The following is an 18,972-nucleotide window of genomic DNA, read 5'->3' on the forward strand; positions in this document are numbered from 1 at the left end:
CAAACCTTTCGTAACCAGCGGGTGTTAGCCTGATGGGCAGTGAAGCCTCGAAACGAGTCGCCCTGTCCCCATGATCGAGGTCGCCACCCGTCCGCCCGCGAGGCTGCCCCGTGACGTCCGCATCTCGGACCTGCGCCGGCACCACCGCGTCAAGGTCTCGATGCTGGGGCGCTACATGCTGGCGGACCGGCGGGAATATCCGTGCCAGACCGTCGACATGTCGCCGGGGGGCGTGCGCCTGAACTGCGCCGTCCCGGGCGAGGTCGGCGAGCGGGTGGTGCTCTATCTCGAGCATGTCGGCCGGATCGAGGGCACCATCGCGCGCCTGATTCCCGGCGGCTTCGCCGTCCGCCTCAGCGCGACCCCGCGCAAGCGCGACAAGATCGCCTCGCAGCTGACCTGGCTCGCCAACCGCGAGAGCCTGGGCCTGCCGGAGGGCCGCACGCACGAGCGCCTGACGCCCCTGGTCACGGGCGTCGTCCTGCGCCTGGAGAGCGGGCGCGAGGTGCCGGCCCGGATCATCGACATCTCCATGTCGGGCGTGGCGCTGAGCACCACCAGCACTCCGGCCATCGGCATGAGCCTGATGGTCGGGCGCACCCCCGGCCGGGTGGTGCGCCACTTCGAGGGCGGCATCGGCGTGCACTTCATGCTGCCGATCTCCCCCGACCTGTTCCACGAGGGGCTGACGCTCTAGGGGCGCCCGGCCGCCTACGGGTCGGTGAGGGGCAGGCTGCGGTCGCCCGGGCTCCAGTGCAGGTCCGGCGTCGTCGCGAACAGGCGTCGGTGGGCCAGCACCGCGTAGGTGTCGGTCATGCCCGCGATGTAGTCGGCGACCCGGCGGGCGACGCGTCCCGGCTCCGCCCCGTCCAGCCCCGCCGACCATTCCGCCGGCATCGCCCCGGGCTCCGCCGTGAACCGGTCGAACAGGTCGGACACGATGGTGTTGGCCTTGGCCCGCACCGCGAGCACGCCGGGATGGCGGTACATCCGGGCGAACAGGAAGGCCTTGATCGCCGCATCCGCCTCCGCGATCGCCGCCGAGAAGGCGACGACCGGGGCCTGCGCCGCCCGGATGTCGGCCACGGTGCGCGGGTTCAGGGCCGCGAGGCGCCGGGTGCTCTCGGTGATGACGTCCTCCACGAAGCGGGTGATGACGCGCCGCGCCAGCTCGTGGATCCTTCGCGAGGGCTCGAGGCTCGGGTACAGGCCCTCGATCTCGTCGAGCAGGCTCCGCAGGAACGGCACCGCGGCGAGGTCGGCGAGGTCGAACAGGCCGGCGCGCAGGCCGTCGTCGAGGTCGTGGCTGTCGTAGGCGATGTCGTCGGCCAGCGCCGCGGCCTGCGCCTCGGGCCCGGCGAAGCGGTCCAGTTCCAGGTCGTTGAGGGCGTTGTATTCGAGGATCGCGGCCGGGATGCCGCGGCCCGTCCAGCGCCGGGTGGGGCGCCCGTCCGGCTCCAGCAGCGGGCCGTTGTGCTTGACGAGGCCCTCCAGGGTCTCCCAGGCGAGGTTGAGGCCGTCGAAGCCGGCATAGCGCCGCTCCAGCCGGGTGACGATGCGCAGGGCCTGGGCGTTGTGGTCGAAGCCGCCCTGGTCCGCCAGGCAGGCATCCAGGGTGTCCTCTCCCGTGTGCCCGAAGCAGGTGTGGCCGAGGTCGTGGCTCAGCGCCAGGGCCTCGGCGAGGTCCTCGTCGAGGCCCAGCGCCCGGGCGAGGGCCCGGGCGATCTGGCTCACCTCCAGGGTGTGGGTCAGCCGCGTCCGGTAATGGTCGCCCTCGTGATGGACGAAGACCTGGGTCTTGTGCTTGAGGCGCCGGAAGGCGGAGGAATGGATGATGCGGTCGCGGTCCCGCTGGAAGTCGCTGCGCGTGGGCGAGATCGCCTCCGGGATCAGGCGCCCGCGGGTGGCCGCCGGATCGGTGGCGTAGGGCGCCCGCCAGCGCTCGCCGCGCCGCCGCGCCGCGCCGGGGCCTGTCTCGTCCGCCTGCATCACGTCTCGCCGCCCCACATTCATCGACCGATCCTGGTCCGCCCGCCTCGGCCCGGTCCCCCGACGCGTTGCAGCATCAGGGTCCCAGGCATATCTTGTGCTCCCTAGCAGTTGTTCCAACGCCGCCACGGTCCACGATCGGCCGGGACGGCCGGCGGATCTCGAGAGCACCCCGCGAGAATACCCCGATGGCCGACATCACCCTGACGCCCCGCGCCGCCAAGCGCATCAACGAGATCATGGGCGCCGAGCCGCCCGGCGCCTCCCTGCGGATCAGCGTGAACGGCGGCGGCTGCTCGGGCTTCTCCTACGCCTTCGACATCGAGCGGGCGCGGGCCGCCGACGACGTCGCGATCGAGCGCGACGGCGCCACCGTCCTGGTCGACCCGATGTCGCTGGAATACATGAGCGGTTCGACCATCGATTTCGTGAACGACCTGATCGGGCAATCCTTCAAGATCGAGAACCCCCAGGCCACCGCCTCCTGTGGCTGCGGAACCTCGTTCTCGCTGTGAATGCGGCGCGGCCCCCGCGGGGGCCCGCCCCCGCGATTGCCTCCCGCGTGAAACTGCGGCACGGATGGGCCCTCTCCCCGACGCCTCCGGGCCTTTCCCCTGAAAGCGCCTCTTCGCCAGCGATCCGGATAAGCCCATGACCTGCTCGAAAGGCCGCCCCCTCCTCGCGTGGGCGACCGGTGCCTCGGCCTGCGTCCTCGTCCTCCTCGGCGCGGGGAGCGCCGTGCAGCCCGGCGCGGCGCGGGCCCAGGAGGCCGCCTCGGCGGTCCAGGACGTCACCCTGCAGGACGTCACCCTGACCTTCGGCGACACGGTGCTGAAGGCTCCGCGCCTCACCGCCAGCGGCACCCGCCTCTCGAAGGACGAACTCACCGCCCTGCTCAAGCCCGGCCCCGGCGAATCCTGGGCCGCCCGCCTCGTGCGCCTCGACGCCGCGAGCCTGGCGATGCCCGAATTGCGGGTGGAGCGCACCGGCACCGCCGGGGCGACGCCGGTGGTCACCTATCGCGACGTGGTGGCCCGCGACGTCCGCGCCGGGCGCGCCGCCGAGCTCACCGCCGCCGGGGCCTCGATCCTCCTGGAGGGCGGCCCCCAGAAGGGCACCGGCACCTACGGCCGGATGCGGGCGACCGATCTCGACCTGACCGTCCTCGCCCGCCTCTACGGCGAGCCGGGCGACGGCAAGAGCGCCCTGCAGCGGATCTACGCCACCTTCGCGGTCGACGACGTTGCCTACGTGGATGCCCGGGGCACCGCCGTGAAGATCGCCCGGATCGAGGGGCGCGACCTCAGCGGCCGCCAGATCCCGGCGACCTGGACGGGGGCGCTCCAGGCCTTCACGGCCGTCGACTACGAGCGGCTCGCGCCGCCCGAGCGCGCGCGGCTGATGAGCCTCGGGGCCGACCTCGCCGAAGCGGTCTCCGTCGGTTCCCTGGAGGCCACCGGCCTCAGCATCCAGGAGGCCAAGCCCCGGGACGCCTTCAGCCTCGGCATCGCCCGCCTCGGGCTGACCGGCGCCGGCCTCCTCCTGGAGGATATCCGCTTCGCGGGCATCGACGGGGCCAAGGCGCGCCTCGCCCGGCTGTCCCTCGACGGCTTCTCCCTCGGCCCGACGGTCGCGGCCCTGCGCAAGCTCGCCACCCTGACCACGCCGCCCTCGGACGGCGAGCTGCGCCTGCTGACGCCGGCCCTCGGCACCCTGGCCCTGAAGGATCTCAGCCTTGACCTGCCGCCCGAGGCGAAGGCGCCCCGCGACCCTGCCGACAGGGCCTTGGCCGACAAGGCCTTGGCCGACCGGGCGCCGCCCGCCCCGACCCATGTGGGCCTGCGCGACGGCTCGATGAACTTCGCGCCCCCGCGGGACGGGGTGCCGACGGCCGGGCGCCTGAGCCTGTCGGGCCTCACCCTGCCGGCCTCCGCGGTGGCGGGGGTGCCGGGCCTCGGCTCCCTCGGCCTCTACGGCTACAGCGACCTCGACCTCGCCCTGGTGGCCGACACCTCCTGGGACGAGGCCGCCCGCGAGCTCAAGCTCGGCGAGGTCTCGGTCTCCGGCAAGGACATGGGCAGCCTGCGCCTCAACGGCATGATCGGCGGCATCGGCCCGGAGGTCTTCAACCCGGACATGGCGGTGTCGAGCTTCGCCATGCTGTCGGCCACCGCCAAGGCCCTCGACCTGACCATCGAGAACACCGGCCTGTTCGACCGTTTCATCGCCGCGCAGTCGAAGGTGCTCAGCCTGAAGCCCGAGGAGCTGAAGCAGGAATACGTCACCGCGAGCGTGTTCGGCGTGCCCGCGATCCTCGGCAACTCGGCGGGCGCCAAGGCGATCGGCGCCGCGATGGGCCAGTTCGTGACCAAGCCCGGCACCCTCTCGGTCAGCCTGCGGCCGAAGAACGCCGCCGGCATCGGCATGCTGGAGTTCAGCGCCGCCCCGACCCCGGCCGCCCTGTTCGACCGCCTCGAGGTCAACGCCAAGGCAAACTGAGGCAGACGACGGAGGGCCGAGCCGGCCTGACCGATCACGCCGCCCGGCGGGCCGGCGCGGCCGCTGCCACGCAGGCCCGCGCCAGGGCGTCGGTGGCGTCGAGCAGGACCGCGCTCGCCGGACCGGCCGGATCGGCCAGGGCGAGGGGGATCTCGGTGCAGGCCATCACCACCTGCCGGCACCCCTCCGCCACCAGCCCCGCGGCCGCGGCCTCCAGCAGGGGCCGGGCCTGCGCCCCCTGCCCCGCCTTGACGAGGCGGACCGCCCGCATCACCGCCGCCTGGTCCGCGGGCACGCGGCAGGTGAAGCCGTGGCGGCCGAGGTGCCGGGGATAGAGCCCGGACCGGAGGGTGCCGTCGGTGGCGAGCAGCCCCACCGGGCCGCCCGCGAGGCCCCGGCGGGCGAGCCCCGCCGCCACCGCATCGACGATGTGCAGGATCGGGACGGGGGTCAGCGCCTGGAGCGCGCCGTGCCAGTGATGGGCGGTGTTGCAGGGGATCGCGAGGCGGGTGGCGCCGGCGGCCTCGAGGCGGCGCAGGGCCAGGGTCATCGCCGGCAGCGGGTCGGGCCCCTCCCCCAGGATGGCCCGGGTCCGGTCGGGAATGTCGGCGGCCTGGGCCACCATCACGGCGAGATGGTCCTGGTCGCGGGCGGCCGGCGTCGCCTCCACGAGCTTCCGCAGGAAATCCACCGTCGCCATCGGCCCCATCCCGCCCAGGACGCCCAGCAATGGCACGCCCGGCCCTTCGCTCCCCGCCATCGTCCCGATCCCCGTCGCGCGTCCCGCGGACGGGATGCGCGAAGACCGGCGCGGGGGCCAATGCCGTGTCGGAACGGCCCATGCGGGTTCGGACTAACCCGCCCCAAACGTCATGCGGGTTCGGACGAACCTGCCCCGAACGTCACGCGGGTTCGGACGAACCCGCCCCGAACGTCACGCGGGTTCGGACGAACCTGCCTCGAGCGTCAGGCGGGTTCGGACGCCGCCGCCCAGATCGCCGCCACGGCGGCGCGTGCCCGGGGGCCGTGGGCCGGGGCGCCGTTGCGGTAGAGGCGGATCTCCAGGGGCACCGCCGGCCCGGCGGCGACGAGGCGGCCCTCGGCGAGTTCCCGGGTGACGAGGCTGCGCGGCACGAAGGCGAGGCCGTGTCCCTCGAGGGCCATGCATTTCAGGGCCTCGGCCATGGGGTTGGCGTGGACCACCGGCCCCGGCGGCAGGCCGAGCTCGGCCTGCGCGAGAGCGCTGACGCGGCCGAGGAAGGAATCCCGTCCGTAGTCGAGGCGCGGCACCGGCCGGCCCTCCGCCCCGGCGGCGAGGTCCGGGCTCCGCACCGGAACCAGCGCGTCGGCGCCGACGACCCGGTGGGGGTAGAGCGCCGGGTCGAGGGGGATCGGCACGCCCGGATGGTGGAAGGTCAGGAGGAAGTCCGCGCCGCCCTCCACCAGGGCCTGGAGGCAGTCGTGGAAGTCGTCCGGCAGGAGCCGCGTCGCCACCGGTCCGGTGCGCGCGGCGAGGGTCCGGAACCAGGCGGGAAAGAACGTCAGGGCCAGGGTGTGCAGCCCGGCGATCCGCACCAGGGGCTCGGGGGAGTCGAGGCCGGCGCGCAGGTCCGCCCGGGCGCCGAGGAGCACCCGCACGCTCTCCTCGGCGGTGTCGCGGAAGCGGCGGCCCTCCGGGGTCAGGGTGGTGGGGTAGGTGCTGCGGTCGACCAGGGCCACCCCGAGCCAGAGTTCGAGGGCCCGGATGCGCCGGCTGAAGGCCGACTGGGTGACGTGGCGGGCTTCCGCCGAGCGGGAGAAGCTGCGGGTCTGGGCGAGGCTGAGGAAATCCTCCAGCCACTTCAGCTCCACGACGGCCGCCCGACCGGGCCTCCGCCGCGGCGCGTCGCGCCCGAAAGACTCGCGCCGGACGGACTCACGCCAGGTCGCGCACCACCACCCGGCCGCGCTCGGCCGAGAGGGCGAGGCGGCCGCTCTTCAGGGCCAGGGCCTTCTCGCCGAACAGCGTCCGGCGCCAGCCGTGCAGCACGGCCACGTCGGCCGCGTCGTCCTCCGCGATGGCCTCGAGGTCGTCCACCGTGGCGATGATCTTCGGGGCGACGCCCTCGGTCTCGCACACGGCCTTCAGCAGGACCTTGAGCAGCTCGACCAGCGCCCCGTTGCCGCCCCGGCTGCGGGTGCGCTCGGGCGGGGCGATGTCCGAGAGGTCGCGTGCGAAGCCCCGCTCCACCGCCGCCAGGATGTCGGTGCCGGTGCGCGAGCGCTCGAAGCCGGCGGGAATCGAGCGCAGGCGCCCCAGCGCCTCGACGCTGCGGGGCGCCGAGGTCGCCACGTCGATCACCGCCTCGTCCTTGAGGATGCGCCCGCGCGGCACGTTGCGGCTCTGGGCCTCGCGCTCGCGCCAGGCGGCGACCTCCATCAGCACGGCGATCTCGCGGGGCTTGCGCATCCGCCCCGACAGGCGGCGCCAGGCGGAGGCCGGATCGGCCCGGTAGGTCTCCGGCGAGGTGAGCACGCTCATCTCCTCGTCGAGCCACTCGCCGCGATCGGTGGAGAGGAGCTGGCCCGCCAGCACCTCGTAGACCTTCACGAGGTGCGTCACGTCGGAGAGGGCGTAGCTGAGCTGGGCGTCCGAGAGCGGCCGGCGCGACCAGTCGGTGAAGCGCGAGGACTTGTCGATCTTGGCCTTGGCCACGTCGTTGACCAGCTGCTCGTAGGAGACCGAGTCGCCGTAGCCGCAGACCATGGCGGCGACCTGGGTATCGAAGAACGGCTGCGGCAGCAGGCCCCCGAGGAGCCAGATGATCTCCAGGTCCTGGCGGGCGGAGTGGAACACCTTCACCACGCCCTCGTCGGCCATCAGGGTGAAGAACGGCGCCAGGTCGATGTCGGGGGAGAGGGGGTCGACGAGCACGCCCGTGCCGTCGGGCGCCGCCATCTGGATGAGGCAGAGCTTCGGATAGTAGGTCGTCTCGCGCATGAACTCCGTGTCGACGGTCACGAAGGGATGGGCGGACAGGCGGGTGCAGGCCTCGGCCAGGGCCGCAGTGGTGGCGATCAGATCCATGAATCGGCTATACCGAAGGTTCTCGCCCCAGGCGAGGGACGCCGGACCCGGTCACCAGAATTCGAAGCCGCGAATACCCCTAGGCGGCGACCTCGCGCGGCCCGGCGCGCGTCTTCACCGGGCGGCGCCGGGCCGCCAGCGCCCGGATCTGGGCCGCGCGCTCCCGGCGCTGTGCCTCGGCCCGGGCCAGGAGCCAGTCGAGAATGCCGGCCTCGAGCCGCGTGGTGCTCGCCGGATCGACGAGCCGGCGGATGCGGTCGGCGCGAAATCCCCGGTAGCCGCCCCGCCCCCGGTCGATGCCGCCCAAGAGCGTCCGGCCCGGCCCGAGCTTCAGCTCGCGCGCCTCGACCCGCCGGGTGCTCCAAGCCCCGCGCGAATCCTCGTAGACGATCTCGAAGGTGCCCTCGAGGGGCAGGACGCGCCACCGGCCCTCCTGCCGCTCGCCCGTCGCGGGTGCGGCGGTCGCGGCCTCGTGAGTCGCTCCCGCCTGACGCAGAATGTCGAAAAAAGCGTTTGAATTCATATGTCTGATATGGGAATCGCCGGGCGATTCCGGAAGGGTTCCGGGCCTGGATCCGCCGGGTTTCGGCGGTCTTCGGGCCTCACCCGCGCATCGCCGTCGCCTTGACTTCACCTCCCCCGCGTGAATGGTGCGCCGCTCAATCCCCAAAGCCCGTGATCCGTCAGCCCGTTATGCAGCAGCCCGTCATGCACCGTTACCGGACCCATACCTGCGGGGCGCTCCGGCCGTCCGACGTCGGCGAGAGCGTCCGCCTCTCCGGCTGGTGCCACCGCATCCGCGACCATGGCGGCGTGCTGTTCATCGACCTGCGCGACCATTACGGCCTGACCCAGTGCGTGGTGGATTCGGATTCGAAGGCCTTCCAGGCCGCCAACGCGGCGCGCTCGGAATGGGTCATCCGCATCGACGGCCGGGTCCGCACCCGCCCCGCCGGCACCGAGAACCCGGACCTGCCCACCGGCACGCTGGAGGTCTACATCGACGACCTCGAGGTGCTCGGCCCCGCGGGCGAATTGCCGATGCCGGTCTTCGGCGACCTCGACTACCCGGAGGAGACGCGGCTCAAGTACCGCTTCCTCGACCTGCGGCGCGAGAAGCTGCACGCCAACATCATGAAGCGCGGGGCGATCATCGACAGCCTGCGCCGGCGCATGCGGGACGGCGGCTTCTTCGAGTTCCAGACGCCGATCCTCACCGCCTCCTCGCCGGAGGGCGCGCGCGACTACCTCGTCCCGTCCCGCGTCCACCCGGGCAAGTTCTACGCGCTGCCGCAGGCCCCGCAGCAGTTCAAGCAGCTGACGATGATCGCGGGCTTCGACCGCTACTTCCAGATCGCGCCCTGCTTCCGCGACGAGGATGCCCGCGCCGACCGCTCGCCGGGCGAGTTCTACCAGCTCGACATCGAGATGAGCTTCGTCACGCAGGAGGACGTGTTCCAGGCGGTGGAGCCGGTACTGCGCTCGGTCTTCGAGGAATTCGCCGAGGGCAAGCGCGTCACCGGTACCTTCCCGCGCATCCCCTATGCCGAGGCGATGCTGAAATACGGCGTCGACAAGCCGGACCTGCGCAACCCGCTGATCATCGCCGACGTGACGGCCGCGTTCGCCCGCGAGGACGTGGCGTTCAAGGCCTTCAAGGGCGTGATCGCCTCCGGCGGCGTGGTCCGGGCCATCCCGGCCACGGGGGCGGCGACCCAGCCGCGCTCGTTCTTCGACAAGCTCAACGACTTCGCCCGCGCCGAGGGCGCGCCGGGCCTCGGCTACATCATCTTCGAGGACGACAACGGCACGCTCACCGGCAAGGGCCCGATCGCCAAGTTCATCCCCGCCGAAGTCCAGGCCCTGATCGCGGAGAAGACCGGGACCAAGGCCGGGGACGCGGTGTTCTTCTCGGCCGGCACCGAGGCCAAGGCGGCGGCGCTCGCCGGCAAGGCCCGCATCCGCATCGGCGACGAGCTCGGCCTGTCCGATAAGGACCAGTACGCGTTCTGCTGGATCACCGACTTCCCGATGTACGAGTGGAACGAGGACGAGAAGCGGATCGACTTCTCGCACAACCCGTTCTCGATGCCGAACTTCGACCGGGAGGCGTTCCTGGCCCTCGACCCGGCGGATGCCGAGACGATCCTGAACATCAAGGCGTTCCAGTACGACATCGTCTGCAACGGCACCGAGCTGTCCTCGGGCGCGATCCGCAACCATCGCCCCGACGTGATGGAGAAGGCCTTCGGCATCGCCGGCTACGGCGTCGAGGTGCTGGAGGAGAAGTTCGGCGGCATGCTCAACGCCCTGAAGCTCGGCGCCCCCCCGCACGGCGGCATCGCGCCGGGCATCGACCGCATCGTCATGCTGCTCTGCGGCGAGCAGAACCTGCGCGAGGTCGTGCTGTTCCCCATGAACCAGCGCGCCGAGGACCTGATGATGGGCGCCCCGGCCGAGGCCACGCCGAAGCAGCTGCGCGAGCTCCACATCCGCCTCAACCTGCCCGAGAAGGGCGCCTGAGGCGGCCGTCCTCGGGGCCGTCCCCGCAGGGGGAGCGGCCCGAGACCGTGGGCTCACGGGACGTCGCGCGCATGACCGTCCTCCGGCCCGCCGAGGCCCTGGCCCGCGCCGTCGCGATCCTCGCGGCGCAGGGCTTCGCGGTGGTGGCACGCAACACCCGGGGCGACAGCGTCTATCTCAAGCCCGCGGCTTGTGCCTTCGCCCTGCGGGTCTCGAACCACGCCCGCACGCCGAAGCAGCGCAAGAACCACCCCGACGCCATCACCAGCCTCGTCCTGCGCGACCCGACCTCCGAGGCGGCTCTGGCGGAGGCGGTCGCCGTGGCGGTGCGGAATTTCAACGGCGAGCGGGCGAAGCGGGAGCGGGCGGGTCCGGCCTGATCGGGACGCCCGAGGCGCGATTCCCGACTTCCCCAAGCGCGAAAGAATGCAACTTGAGGATGCATGGTCCTTGCGGCGGCGAGATCGGACGAGCGGACCGCTGACGGTGCGATACGACGACCTGATTCAGATCGGATCTGACTGTCTCTGGCTTCGTCCGGTTCGCCACGTGGCCCTGCGCGTCCTGATCGACCGCGGTTCCCACGAGGACTTCCGTACCCCGCACGGGAGGATGGTGCGGACCTTCCTGCCGGGGGCCGATCTTCTGACGAGCCTCCTGGATGCCGCGGGGGCGCTATGCGAAACCCTGGAGCCGGAGCTTCGCGAAGACCGGTCCCCCGACATTGACGGGTTCCGGCGACGCCGCCGGATGGTCCTGAGCGTCGCCGAACCGCTGCGCGCCGGCGACCGGGCCGCGCTTGCAAAATTCCTGCACGGCTGAGAGGCGGACAACAGCCGCGGCACTAGGATCGCGCCCTACGGGGCGCCGACGCCGTTCCCCCCTGGAGGCGGCGTCGGCCTGAGCCTCAGGCTTCGGCCGGCGCGTCATCGCGAAAGTAGGGCTCCACGGGGCCCTTGAGCTTCACCGTCATCGGGTTGCCGGCCCGGTCCAGGGTCTTGCCGGCCGAGAGGCGGACCCAGCCTTCGCTGACGCAGTATTCCTCGACATTGGTCTTCTCGACGCCCTTGAAGCGGATGCCGATGCCGCGCTCGAGCATCTTCTCGTCGTAGTACGGGCTGTTGGGATTCACAGCGAGGCGGTCGGGGGGCGTGTCGGACATCGTCGCGGGCCTTGGATCGTTTCACGTCGTGCGGTGGGGACGGCGAGCGCTAGCGGGTACGGGATTCGGCGCGAGGCCGCAACGCCGGGCCGTCCGGAGCGCGCGTCGCGGGGGCGGCCAGGAACGCAATCCCCGTCGCGATGGAACAAAATCCGCCGATCGTCAGCGTCGGGCCGCGGTCCGGACGCGACAGGAATGCCCCGCCGTAGGAGTTTGTGCCGAAGGGAAAACCGGCCCGAAGAGCGGGCGGGCACGGTCGATTCGGGGTCTCCGCGCGCGGGTTGCGCCCATCCGGCAGCCGGTGCAACAGGAGCCCCCAGCGAAGATCCCGCCGATGATGGGAGACGCGCTCCGACGCCGGGGCAGCGCGCAATCCTCAGGAGGACGACCATGGGCGACAATATGTCCGACGATCTCAAGTCGGGAGCGCTCGTCTATCACCGACTGCCGCGGCCCGGGAAACTGGAGATCCAGGCGACCAAGCCGCTGGGCAACCAGCGCGACCTGGCGCTGGCCTACTCGCCCGGCGTCGCCGCCGCCTGCATGGCGATCCACGAGGATCCGCAGGAGGCCGCCACCCTTACCATCCGGCAGAACCTCGTCGCGGTGCTCACCAACGGCACGGCCGTGCTCGGCCTCGGCGACATCGGGCCGCTCGCCTCGAAGCCCGTGATGGAGGGCAAGGCCGTCCTGTTCAAGAAGTTCGCCGGCATCGACGTGTTCGACATCGAGGTCGCCCAGCACGACGTGGCCAAGCTCGTCGACGTGGTCTGCGCCCTGGAGCCGACCTTCGGCGGCATCAACCTCGAGGACATCAAGGCGCCGGAGTGCTTCGAGGTCGAGGAGCAGTGCCGGGCCCGGATGAACATCCCGGTCTTCCACGACGACCAGCACGGCACCGCGATCATCGTGGCGGCCGCCGTCCTCAACGGCCTGGAGCTCGCCGGCAAGCAGCTCTCCGACGTCCGCATCGTCACCTCGGGCGCGGGTGCGGCGGCGCTCGCCTGCCTCAACCTGCTGGTGTCGCTGGGCGCCCGCGTCGAGAACATCACCGTCACCGACATCAAGGGCGTGGTCTACAAGGGCCGGCCCGAGCTGATGGACCGCTGGAAGGACGTCTACGCCCAGGAGACGCAGGCCCGGACCCTGGCCGAGGTGATTCCCGGCGCCGACGTGTTCATCGGCCTCTCGGCCGGCGGCGTCCTGAAGCCCGAATACCTGGAAACGATGGCCGACAAGCCGCTGATCATGGCGCTGGCCAACCCCTACCCCGAGATCATGCCGGACCTGGCGCAGGAGAAGCGCCCCGACGCGATGATCTGCACCGGGCGCTCGGACTTCCCCAACCAGGTCAACAACGTCCTGTGCTTCCCCTACATCTTCCGGGGCGCCCTCGACGTCGGCGCCACCTCGATCAACGAGGAGATGAAGCAGGCCGCCGTGAAGGCGATCGCCGCGCTCGCCCGCGAGACGCCCTCCGACGTGGTCGCCCGCGCCTATGGCGGCGAGGCCCGGCCCTTCGGCCCGCGCTCGCTGATCCCGAGCCCGTTCGACCCCCGCCTGATCCTGCGCATCGCCCCGGCCGTGGCCCAGGCCGCGATGGATTCGGGCGTCGCCGGGCGGCCGCTCGAGAACATCCAGGCCTATACCGACAGCCTCGACCGCTTCGTCCACCGCTCGGGCTTCATCATGAAGCCGATCTTCTCCAAGGCGAAGGAGAACCCCAAGCGGGTCATCTACACCGAGGGCGAGGACGAGCGCGTGCTGCGCGCCGCCCAGGCGATCTGCGAGGACAAGGTCGCGCGGCCGATCCTCGTCGGCCGGCCCCGGGTGATCGAGACCCGGATCAAGCGCTTCGGCCTCTCCCTGAAGCAGGGCGTCGATTTCGACCTCATCGATCCCGAGGACGATCCGCGCTACCGCGACTACGTCGCCACCTACCTGGAGGCCGCCGGCCGGCGCGGCATCACGCCCGACGCCGCCCGCACCCTGGTGCGCACCAACAACACGGTGATCGGCGCCATCGCGGTGCGCCGCGGCGAGGCGGACGCGCTGATCTGCGGCCTCGAGGGCCGCTTCGAGACCCGCCTGCGGGTGATCCGCGACGTGATCGGCCTCGCGCCCGGCGTGCTCGATTTCGCCGCCATGAGCCTGATCGTCACCAAGGAGGGCGCCTACTTCCTCGCCGACACCCATGTGCGGCCGGATCCCAGCGCGGAGGAGATCGCCGACGTCGCCGTGGCCTGCGCCGAGCATGTCAGCCGCTTCGGCCTGACCCCGAAGATCGCGCTCCTCAGCCATTCGGATTTCGGCCAGTCGGATTCGCGTTCGGCGGTGAAGATGCGCACCGCCCTGGGCCTGATCCGCGAGCGCCGCTCCGACCTCGAGGTCGACGGGGAGATGCAGGCCGATTCCGCCCTGTCGGAGCTGATTCGCGACCGGGTGATGCCGGCCTCGCGCCTGAAGGGCGCGGCCAACGTGCTGATCCTGCCGAACCTGGATGCGGCCAACATCGCCTTCCAGTTCGCCAAGGTGCTGGCCGACGCCCTGCCCGTCGGGCCCCTGCTCATCGGCCCGGCCAAGCCCGCCCACATCCTGTCGCCCTCGGTGACCGCCCGCGGCATCGTCAACGTCACGGCCGCCGCCGTGGTCGAGGCGCAGGCGGCCGAGGTCGGCGCCAGCCCGGTGCTGGCCGAGCCCGGCGTCGGGCCGACCTCCGCCTGAGGGCGGCGACGGCGTCCGGCAAGGGCGAGACCCGCGCGCCGGACGCAGGGGCGGCGGCCGGTCCGCCGCCTCGCCCTGGCAGGCCAAATGCGCTAGCCCTTCGCACGAGGGAGCGTGCGACGGCCGGGCGCGAATCCGGCGCGCCGTCGCGGGCACGGGAGACACGGGATGCAACTCGGCATGATCGGCCTCGGCCGGATGGGCGGCAACATCGTCCGCCGGCTCCTGCGGGACGGGCACCAGGCGGTGGTCTTCGACCAGAACCCGGAGGCGGTCGCCGCCCTGGTGGCGGAGGGCGCCACGGGGGCGGACAGCCTCGAGGACTTCGTCGCCAAGCTCTCCGTGCCCCGGGCCGCCTGGGTGATGCTCCCGGCGGGCGCCATCACCGAGGCCACGGTGACGAGTCTCGGGGGCCTGATGGCCCCGGACGACGTCATCATCGACGGCGGCAATTCCTTCTACAAGGACGACATCCGCCGCGCCGCCACGCTGAAGGGCGCTGGCATCCACTACGTCGACGTCGGCACCTCCGGCGGCGTCTGGGGCCTGGAGCGCGGCTACTGCATGATGATCGGCGGCGACACGGCCGCCCTGGAGCGCCTCGACCCGATCTTCCGGACCCTGGCGCCCGGCCTCGGCACCATCCCGAAGACCCCGGGGCGCGAGGGCCGCGATCCCCGCGCGGAGGCCGGCTACATCCATGCGGGTCCGAGCGGGGCCGGCCACTTCGTCAAGATGGTCCACAACGGCATCGAGTACGGCCTGATGCAGGCCTATGCCGAGGGCTTCGACATCCTCCGGCACGCCGATTCCGAGGACCTGCCCGAGGCCCAGCGCTTCCGGCTGAACATCGGCGACATCGCCGAGGTCTGGCGCCGCGGCAGCGTGGTCTCGTCCTGGCTCCTCGACCTCACCGCCGGGGCCCTGGCCCGGGACGAGCACCTGGAGGACTTCTCCGGCTTCGTCGCCGATTCCGGCGAGGGCCGCTGGACCCTGAACGCCGCCATCGAGGAATCCGTGCCGGCCAACGTGCTCTCGGCCGCCCTCTACGCGCGGTTCCGCTCCCGCGAGGAGGCGAGCTACGCCGACAAGCTGCTCTCGGCCATGCGCAAGGGCTTCGGCGGCCACCAGGAGCCGAAATAACCCCGCGGCGGTCGCCCGCGCGTCCGGGGGGCCGCCCCCGGACCCGTCCCGCCCCCATCGAGGTTCCGCGCCGATGATCCCCCTGCCCGAGGCCGCCGAGATCCTGCCCGATGCCGACGCGGTGGCGGAGGCCGCCGCCGCCCGCCTCGTGGCCCTGTGCGGCTCGGCGCCGCGTCCGACCATCGCGGTCTGCCTCTCCGGCGGCTCCACGCCCAAGCGGCTCTACGCCCGGCTGAGCGGCCCGGACTACCGGGCGCAACTGCCCTGGGAGCGCCTGCACTGGTTCTTCGGCGACGACCGGATGGTGCCGTGGACGGATGCGGCGAGCAATGTCCGCATGGCGCGCGAGGCCTTCGGCGACGCGCCGATCCCGGAGGGGCACCTGCACGGGATGGACACGGGCGGAACCCCGGAGTCCGGGGCGCGCGCCTATGCCGAGACCCTGCGGGCGTTCTACGGCGCCGCCGTCCTCGATCCCGCCCGGCCCCTGTTCGACCTCGTCCTCCTCGGCCTCGGCGAGGACGGGCACACGGCCTCGCTGTTTCCGGCCAAGCCGGCCCTGGCCGAGCGGCAGGCCTGGACGGCGCCGGTGCCGGAGGCGGGGCTCGCCCCCTTCGTGCCGCGCATCACCCTCACCTTCCCGGCCCTCGCCTCGGCCCGGGAGACCCTGGTCCTCGTGACGGGGGCCGGGAAGCAGGAACCCCTGCGCCGACTCGCCCGCGGCGAGGACCTGCCCGTCCGGCACCTGCGCAGTGTTGGCCGCCTGGTCTGGCTGGTCGACCAGGAGGCGGCAGGCGCCTGATCTGCGCGACATCAGAGATGCGGCGGTCCCGGCCGACGCTTCACTGACAAAAGATGTTGATTTGTCGGTATCGGTAGGCGAACACTTTCGAATTGGCGGACTGGCCCGGTTTCGCAACGCTGTGTCATGGGCGGGGAGTCTTGGGCGTGGAGTCTTCCGCAGGCCTGTCCCGCCGCCCCGCCCGTCCCCGGCGGTGGCGCCGCACCGCCCGGCACCGCATCGGACCGCTGCGCTCGATCTCCGAGGCCGCGCCGCATCCGATCCTGCGCGGCATGCGCTCCGGCGCCATTGCGGGCCTCGCCCTGGTGGCCGGCCTCGGCCTGCCCATCCTGCTGGTTCTCACCGTGAAGGCGCCCTCCCCGGCCCTGGACGAGGCGCCCGCCGCCGCCCGGGTCTGGGCCGCCGAGCCGGTCGCCCGGGCCGTGGCCGAGCCCGCGCCCCCTCTCGCGCCCGCCAGGCGGCCGGCCGCGACGGCGGGAGCCGGGGTCGACGCCGGGTCGAGCCGCGACGCGCGCGGCCCGGGCCCCGCCGCCCCGCCGCCGACCTCGGGGCGCGGGGACGGGGCGCGCTCGGCCCTCAGCCTCGACCGGATCCCGGTGCTCGACGACCCGACCGGGGCCCTCACGACCGAGGATCCGACGGCGCCGGAAGCCAGGCCGGTGCGGCCGGCCCGCGCCGCCGCGGCCAAGCCTCCCAGAACGCCCTGACGCCGTCCGCCCAGGCCGGCGCATGACAAAACCCGCCGCGACGGGCGTCGGGCGGGTCGAAACGTCGGGAGCGAGCCTCGCTCAGGCCGCGCGCCGGGCCGTCGACAGGGCGTTGTCGTTGAGCGCGACGAACATGCCGGCGGAGCCCGTGTCGGCGGCCGCCGGTCCGGTGGCCTCCTCGTCCACCAGCAGGGCCAGCATCGGGCCGATGGCGACGGCGGCCAGGCCGAGAACGAACAGAGAGAGCATCGAAGTATCCCGGTTGCGGTGCGACGGAGGATTGTCGCACCGCACAACGGGATTTGGTATGCCACATACCGCAAGGCGGTCATGCAACCGGGGCCGGCCTCGACGGCCGGCAAGCGACGGTGGGGCCGCGAAGGTCGGGACGATCGCTCGGACGAGGCCGGTCGCTTCCGCGGCCCCGATCCCGCGATCATCGGTGCAGCGGCTCGGGGACGATCGGCGGCAGCGGCAGCAGGTAGTAGCCGCCGACCAGCAGGATGGCCGACAGGACGAGGCCGAGGGAGGAGACGTACAGCACGGCGAACACGTCGCGATTGAAGTCCGCCGTCTGCAGCACGACGATCGCGAAGGGAATGCTCACCAGGGCGAGGAGGACGGAGAGGACCATCGCGGAACCTTTGCTCGGAACCTTTGCTCGAAACCTTGCCCGGAATGTTGCCCGGTGGGGGCCCGCCCGACACCGCTCGGGATCGCCCGGGGGCGGACGGCTTCGAGCCGGGCTCCGGGCCCGGCTCGAGAGGGGGACGTCGCGTCGGGCCGGGCGCGGCGGGACGCCCGGGGATGCCCCGGCCCGGGGGCCGGGGCGCGGGCGGGTCAGGCGTGCGCCAGGGCGCCGGCCGGCTGGGCCACGCCTTGCGCGGCGTGGTGGCGCTTCAGCATCGGCCGCAGCACGGCGATGGCGAGGAAGGCCGCGACGAGGTCCATCACCGCCACGGTGTAGAGCACCGTCGCCCACGTCCCGGTCGCCTGCATCAGCAGGTTGCCCACCGGCACGAACAGCGCGGCGAAGCCCTTGGCGCAATAGAGCACGCCGTAGATCTTGCCGATGTGCTTGGAGCCGAAGGTGTCGGCGGCGGTGGCGCTGAACAGGGAGTAGACCTCGCCCCAGGCCAGGAACACGATGCCCGAGAGGATGACGAAGGCCCACGGGTTGGTGCCGAAGTAGCCCAGCGCGACGATGCCGATCCCCTCCATGGTGAAGGCGATGAACATCGTCTTCTCGCGCCCGATCCGGTCGGAGACGTAGCCGAAGAGCGGACGCGAGATGCCGTTCATGATCCGGTCGAGCATCAGCGCGAAGGGCAGCGCGGCCATGGCGAAGAAGTACAGGTTGACCTGGAATTCCTTGACGCCGAGATCCTGCGCGATGACGCCGAGCTGGGCCACCGCCATCAGGCCGCCCGTGACCGTGCAGGTGAACATCAGCAGCATCACCCAGAACACCGGCGTGCGCAGGGCCTCGCGCAGGGTGTAGTCGCGCCGGGTCTGCAGCACCTTGGTGGAGAAGGTGACCTCGCCCTTGGACGGTGCGCGCAGGCCGATGGCCGCCAGCATGATGATGCCGCCCTGGATCAGCCCGAAGATGAAGAAGGCCTGGGCGTAGCTGCCCTGCGAAATCATGTTGGCGATCGGGATGATCGTCAGGGCCGAGCCCGCGCCGTAGCCGCCCGCCGTCAGGCCGACCGCGAGGCCGCGCTTGTCCGGGAACCACTTCAGGGCGTTGTTGATGCAGGTGGCGTAGACGCAGCCGACGCCGATGCCGCCCGCCACCGAGCCGGCATAGAAGCCGGTGAGCGAGGTGGCGTAGGAGTTGATGACCCAGGCCAGGCCCGTCATCAGGCCGCCGAACATCACCACGCGGCTCGGGCCGTACTTGTCGATGAAGTAGCCCTCGATCGGGGTCAGCCAGGTCTGGACCACGACGAAGATCGTGAACGCGACCTGGATCGCCGCGCGATCCCAGCCGAAGGTCTTCTGGATCTCGGGGACGAAGAGTGTCCAGGCATATTGTATATTGGCAGCGGCGACCATGCAGGCCACGCCGAGAATCAGTTGCAACCATCGATTGACGGATGGTTTCGTTGCGGGGGGCGCGGCAGCAGTCATCGCCATGAGCTCGTTTCCTCGTTCTGCTTGGGACGGGATGCGTTGTGTTGAAGATCCCGATTGGAATGCTCGATTGCGGCCCGCACGCCTGAGGCGAATCCTATGGTTCATTTGTCGGGCAGCACACCTGCATTATTTGGTATGCCACGGATCGGTGCAAGCAGAATAATTCTACGACGGGGCGGGATTTTTCGGGATTAAACGGGCCGCTGGGCGCGTTTAT

Annotated in this window: 19 protein-coding genes; 10 read left to right on the forward strand and 9 right to left on the reverse strand. The window is 71.8% G+C overall.

The genetic code is table 11. The features are described from left to right. Positions 1-70 precede the first annotated feature (70 nt). A complete protein-coding gene (locus ASF18_RS04570) occupies positions 71-697 on the forward strand; it encodes a PilZ domain-containing protein (protein ID WP_056214190.1) in 627 nt (208 codons plus the stop codon). 14 nt (positions 698-711) lie between these two features. Here ASF18_RS04570 and ASF18_RS04575 read toward each other — a convergent pair whose 3' ends face one another. Beyond that, positions 712-1,989 (reverse strand): deoxyguanosinetriphosphate triphosphohydrolase, encoded by a 1,278-nt coding sequence (locus tag ASF18_RS04575; protein WP_056349832.1) that lies wholly within the window; start codon positions 1,987-1,989, stop codon positions 712-714. A gap of 188 nt (positions 1,990-2,177) precedes the next feature. Between ASF18_RS04575 and erpA the strand changes: the two genes are divergently transcribed. Continuing rightward, positions 2,178-2,504, forward strand: a complete 327-nt coding sequence (gene erpA / locus ASF18_RS04580) for an iron-sulfur cluster insertion protein ErpA (RefSeq protein WP_056349834.1) — start codon at positions 2,178-2,180, stop codon at positions 2,502-2,504. Between the two features lie 136 nt (positions 2,505-2,640). Beyond that, on the forward strand, positions 2,641-4,488 hold the full coding sequence (locus ASF18_RS04585; protein WP_056349835.1) for a hypothetical protein: 1,848 nt from the start codon (positions 2,641-2,643) through the stop codon (positions 4,486-4,488). Between the two features lie 34 nt (positions 4,489-4,522). Here ASF18_RS04585 and ASF18_RS04590 read toward each other — a convergent pair whose 3' ends face one another. From ASF18_RS04590 to ASF18_RS04605, 4 genes are all read right to left on the reverse strand, one after another. After that, positions 4,523-5,248, reverse strand: coding sequence for an amino acid racemase (locus ASF18_RS04590; protein WP_338011813.1), 726 nt, complete (start codon positions 5,246-5,248; stop codon positions 4,523-4,525). 206 nt (positions 5,249-5,454) lie between these two features. Beyond that, on the reverse strand, positions 5,455-6,339 hold the full coding sequence (locus ASF18_RS04595) for a LysR family transcriptional regulator (RefSeq protein ID WP_056277670.1): 885 nt from the start codon (positions 6,337-6,339) through the stop codon (positions 5,455-5,457). Positions 6,340-6,403: 64 nt separating this feature from the next. Further along, positions 6,404-7,555, reverse strand: a complete 1,152-nt coding sequence (rnd, locus tag ASF18_RS04600) for a ribonuclease D (RefSeq protein WP_056349837.1) — start codon at positions 7,553-7,555, stop codon at positions 6,404-6,406. Positions 7,556-7,634: 79 nt separating this feature from the next. Next, positions 7,635-8,078, reverse strand: coding sequence for a hypothetical protein (locus ASF18_RS04605; protein ID WP_056349839.1), 444 nt, complete (start codon positions 8,076-8,078; stop codon positions 7,635-7,637). Between the two features lie 185 nt (positions 8,079-8,263). Between ASF18_RS04605 and aspS the strand changes: the two genes are divergently transcribed. The 3 genes from aspS to ASF18_RS04620 all read left to right on the forward strand — a co-directional run bounded on the left by aspS (position 8,264) and on the right by ASF18_RS04620 (position 10,900). Continuing rightward, the gene (gene aspS / locus ASF18_RS04610; RefSeq protein ID WP_056277867.1) at positions 8,264-10,078 is read left to right on the forward strand and encodes an aspartate--tRNA ligase; all 1,815 of its coding nucleotides are present in this window, start codon (positions 8,264-8,266) and stop codon (positions 10,076-10,078) included. 71 nt (positions 10,079-10,149) lie between these two features. Beyond that, positions 10,150-10,458 carry a hypothetical protein gene (locus tag ASF18_RS04615; RefSeq protein ID WP_056214162.1) on the forward strand — a complete coding sequence of 103 codons (309 nt, stop codon included), beginning with the start codon at positions 10,150-10,152 and terminating at the stop codon, positions 10,456-10,458. Between the two features lie 169 nt (positions 10,459-10,627). Continuing rightward, positions 10,628-10,900 carry a hypothetical protein gene (locus ASF18_RS04620; RefSeq protein WP_056349842.1) on the forward strand — a complete coding sequence of 91 codons (273 nt, stop codon included), beginning with the start codon at positions 10,628-10,630 and terminating at the stop codon, positions 10,898-10,900. 85 nt (positions 10,901-10,985) lie between these two features. On the opposite strand, the gene ASF18_RS04625 is transcribed toward ASF18_RS04620, so the two are convergent. After that, on the reverse strand, positions 10,986-11,240 hold the full coding sequence (locus tag ASF18_RS04625; protein WP_056214155.1) for a DUF3297 family protein: 255 nt from the start codon (positions 11,238-11,240) through the stop codon (positions 10,986-10,988). 390 nt (positions 11,241-11,630) lie between these two features. Between ASF18_RS04625 and ASF18_RS04630 the strand changes: the two genes are divergently transcribed. The 4 genes from ASF18_RS04630 to ASF18_RS04645 all read left to right on the forward strand — a co-directional run bounded on the left by ASF18_RS04630 (position 11,631) and on the right by ASF18_RS04645 (position 16,616). Further along, positions 11,631-13,964: an NADP-dependent malic enzyme gene (locus ASF18_RS04630; RefSeq protein ID WP_056214152.1), complete on the forward strand. Its 2,334-nt coding sequence runs from the start codon at positions 11,631-11,633 to the stop codon at positions 13,962-13,964. Between the two features lie 168 nt (positions 13,965-14,132). Then, on the forward strand, positions 14,133-15,107 hold the full coding sequence (gene gnd, locus ASF18_RS04635; RefSeq protein WP_056349843.1) for a phosphogluconate dehydrogenase (NAD(+)-dependent, decarboxylating): 975 nt from the start codon (positions 14,133-14,135) through the stop codon (positions 15,105-15,107). Positions 15,108-15,180: 73 nt separating this feature from the next. Then, positions 15,181-15,909, forward strand: coding sequence for a 6-phosphogluconolactonase (gene pgl, locus ASF18_RS04640; RefSeq protein ID WP_056214145.1), 729 nt, complete (start codon positions 15,181-15,183; stop codon positions 15,907-15,909). Positions 15,910-16,055: 146 nt separating this feature from the next. Then, positions 16,056-16,616: a hypothetical protein gene (locus ASF18_RS04645; protein ID WP_056349844.1), complete on the forward strand. Its 561-nt coding sequence runs from the start codon at positions 16,056-16,058 to the stop codon at positions 16,614-16,616. 81 nt (positions 16,617-16,697) lie between these two features. Here ASF18_RS04645 and ASF18_RS23520 read toward each other — a convergent pair whose 3' ends face one another. From ASF18_RS23520 to oxlT, 3 genes are all read right to left on the reverse strand, one after another. After that, a complete protein-coding gene (locus ASF18_RS23520; RefSeq protein ID WP_156649637.1) occupies positions 16,698-16,865 on the reverse strand; it encodes a hypothetical protein in 168 nt (55 codons plus the stop codon). 187 nt (positions 16,866-17,052) lie between these two features. Beyond that, positions 17,053-17,250, reverse strand: coding sequence for a hypothetical protein (locus ASF18_RS04650; RefSeq protein WP_056214138.1), 198 nt, complete (start codon positions 17,248-17,250; stop codon positions 17,053-17,055). 206 nt (positions 17,251-17,456) lie between these two features. Then, the gene (oxlT, locus tag ASF18_RS04655; RefSeq protein ID WP_200917506.1) at positions 17,457-18,755 is read right to left on the reverse strand and encodes an oxalate/formate MFS antiporter; all 1,299 of its coding nucleotides are present in this window, start codon (positions 18,753-18,755) and stop codon (positions 17,457-17,459) included. Between the last annotated feature and the right edge of the window lie 217 nt (positions 18,756-18,972).

Source organism: Methylobacterium sp. Leaf89, from assembly GCF_001422215.1.
Taxonomy (GTDB): Bacteria; Pseudomonadota; Alphaproteobacteria; order Rhizobiales; family Beijerinckiaceae; genus Methylobacterium.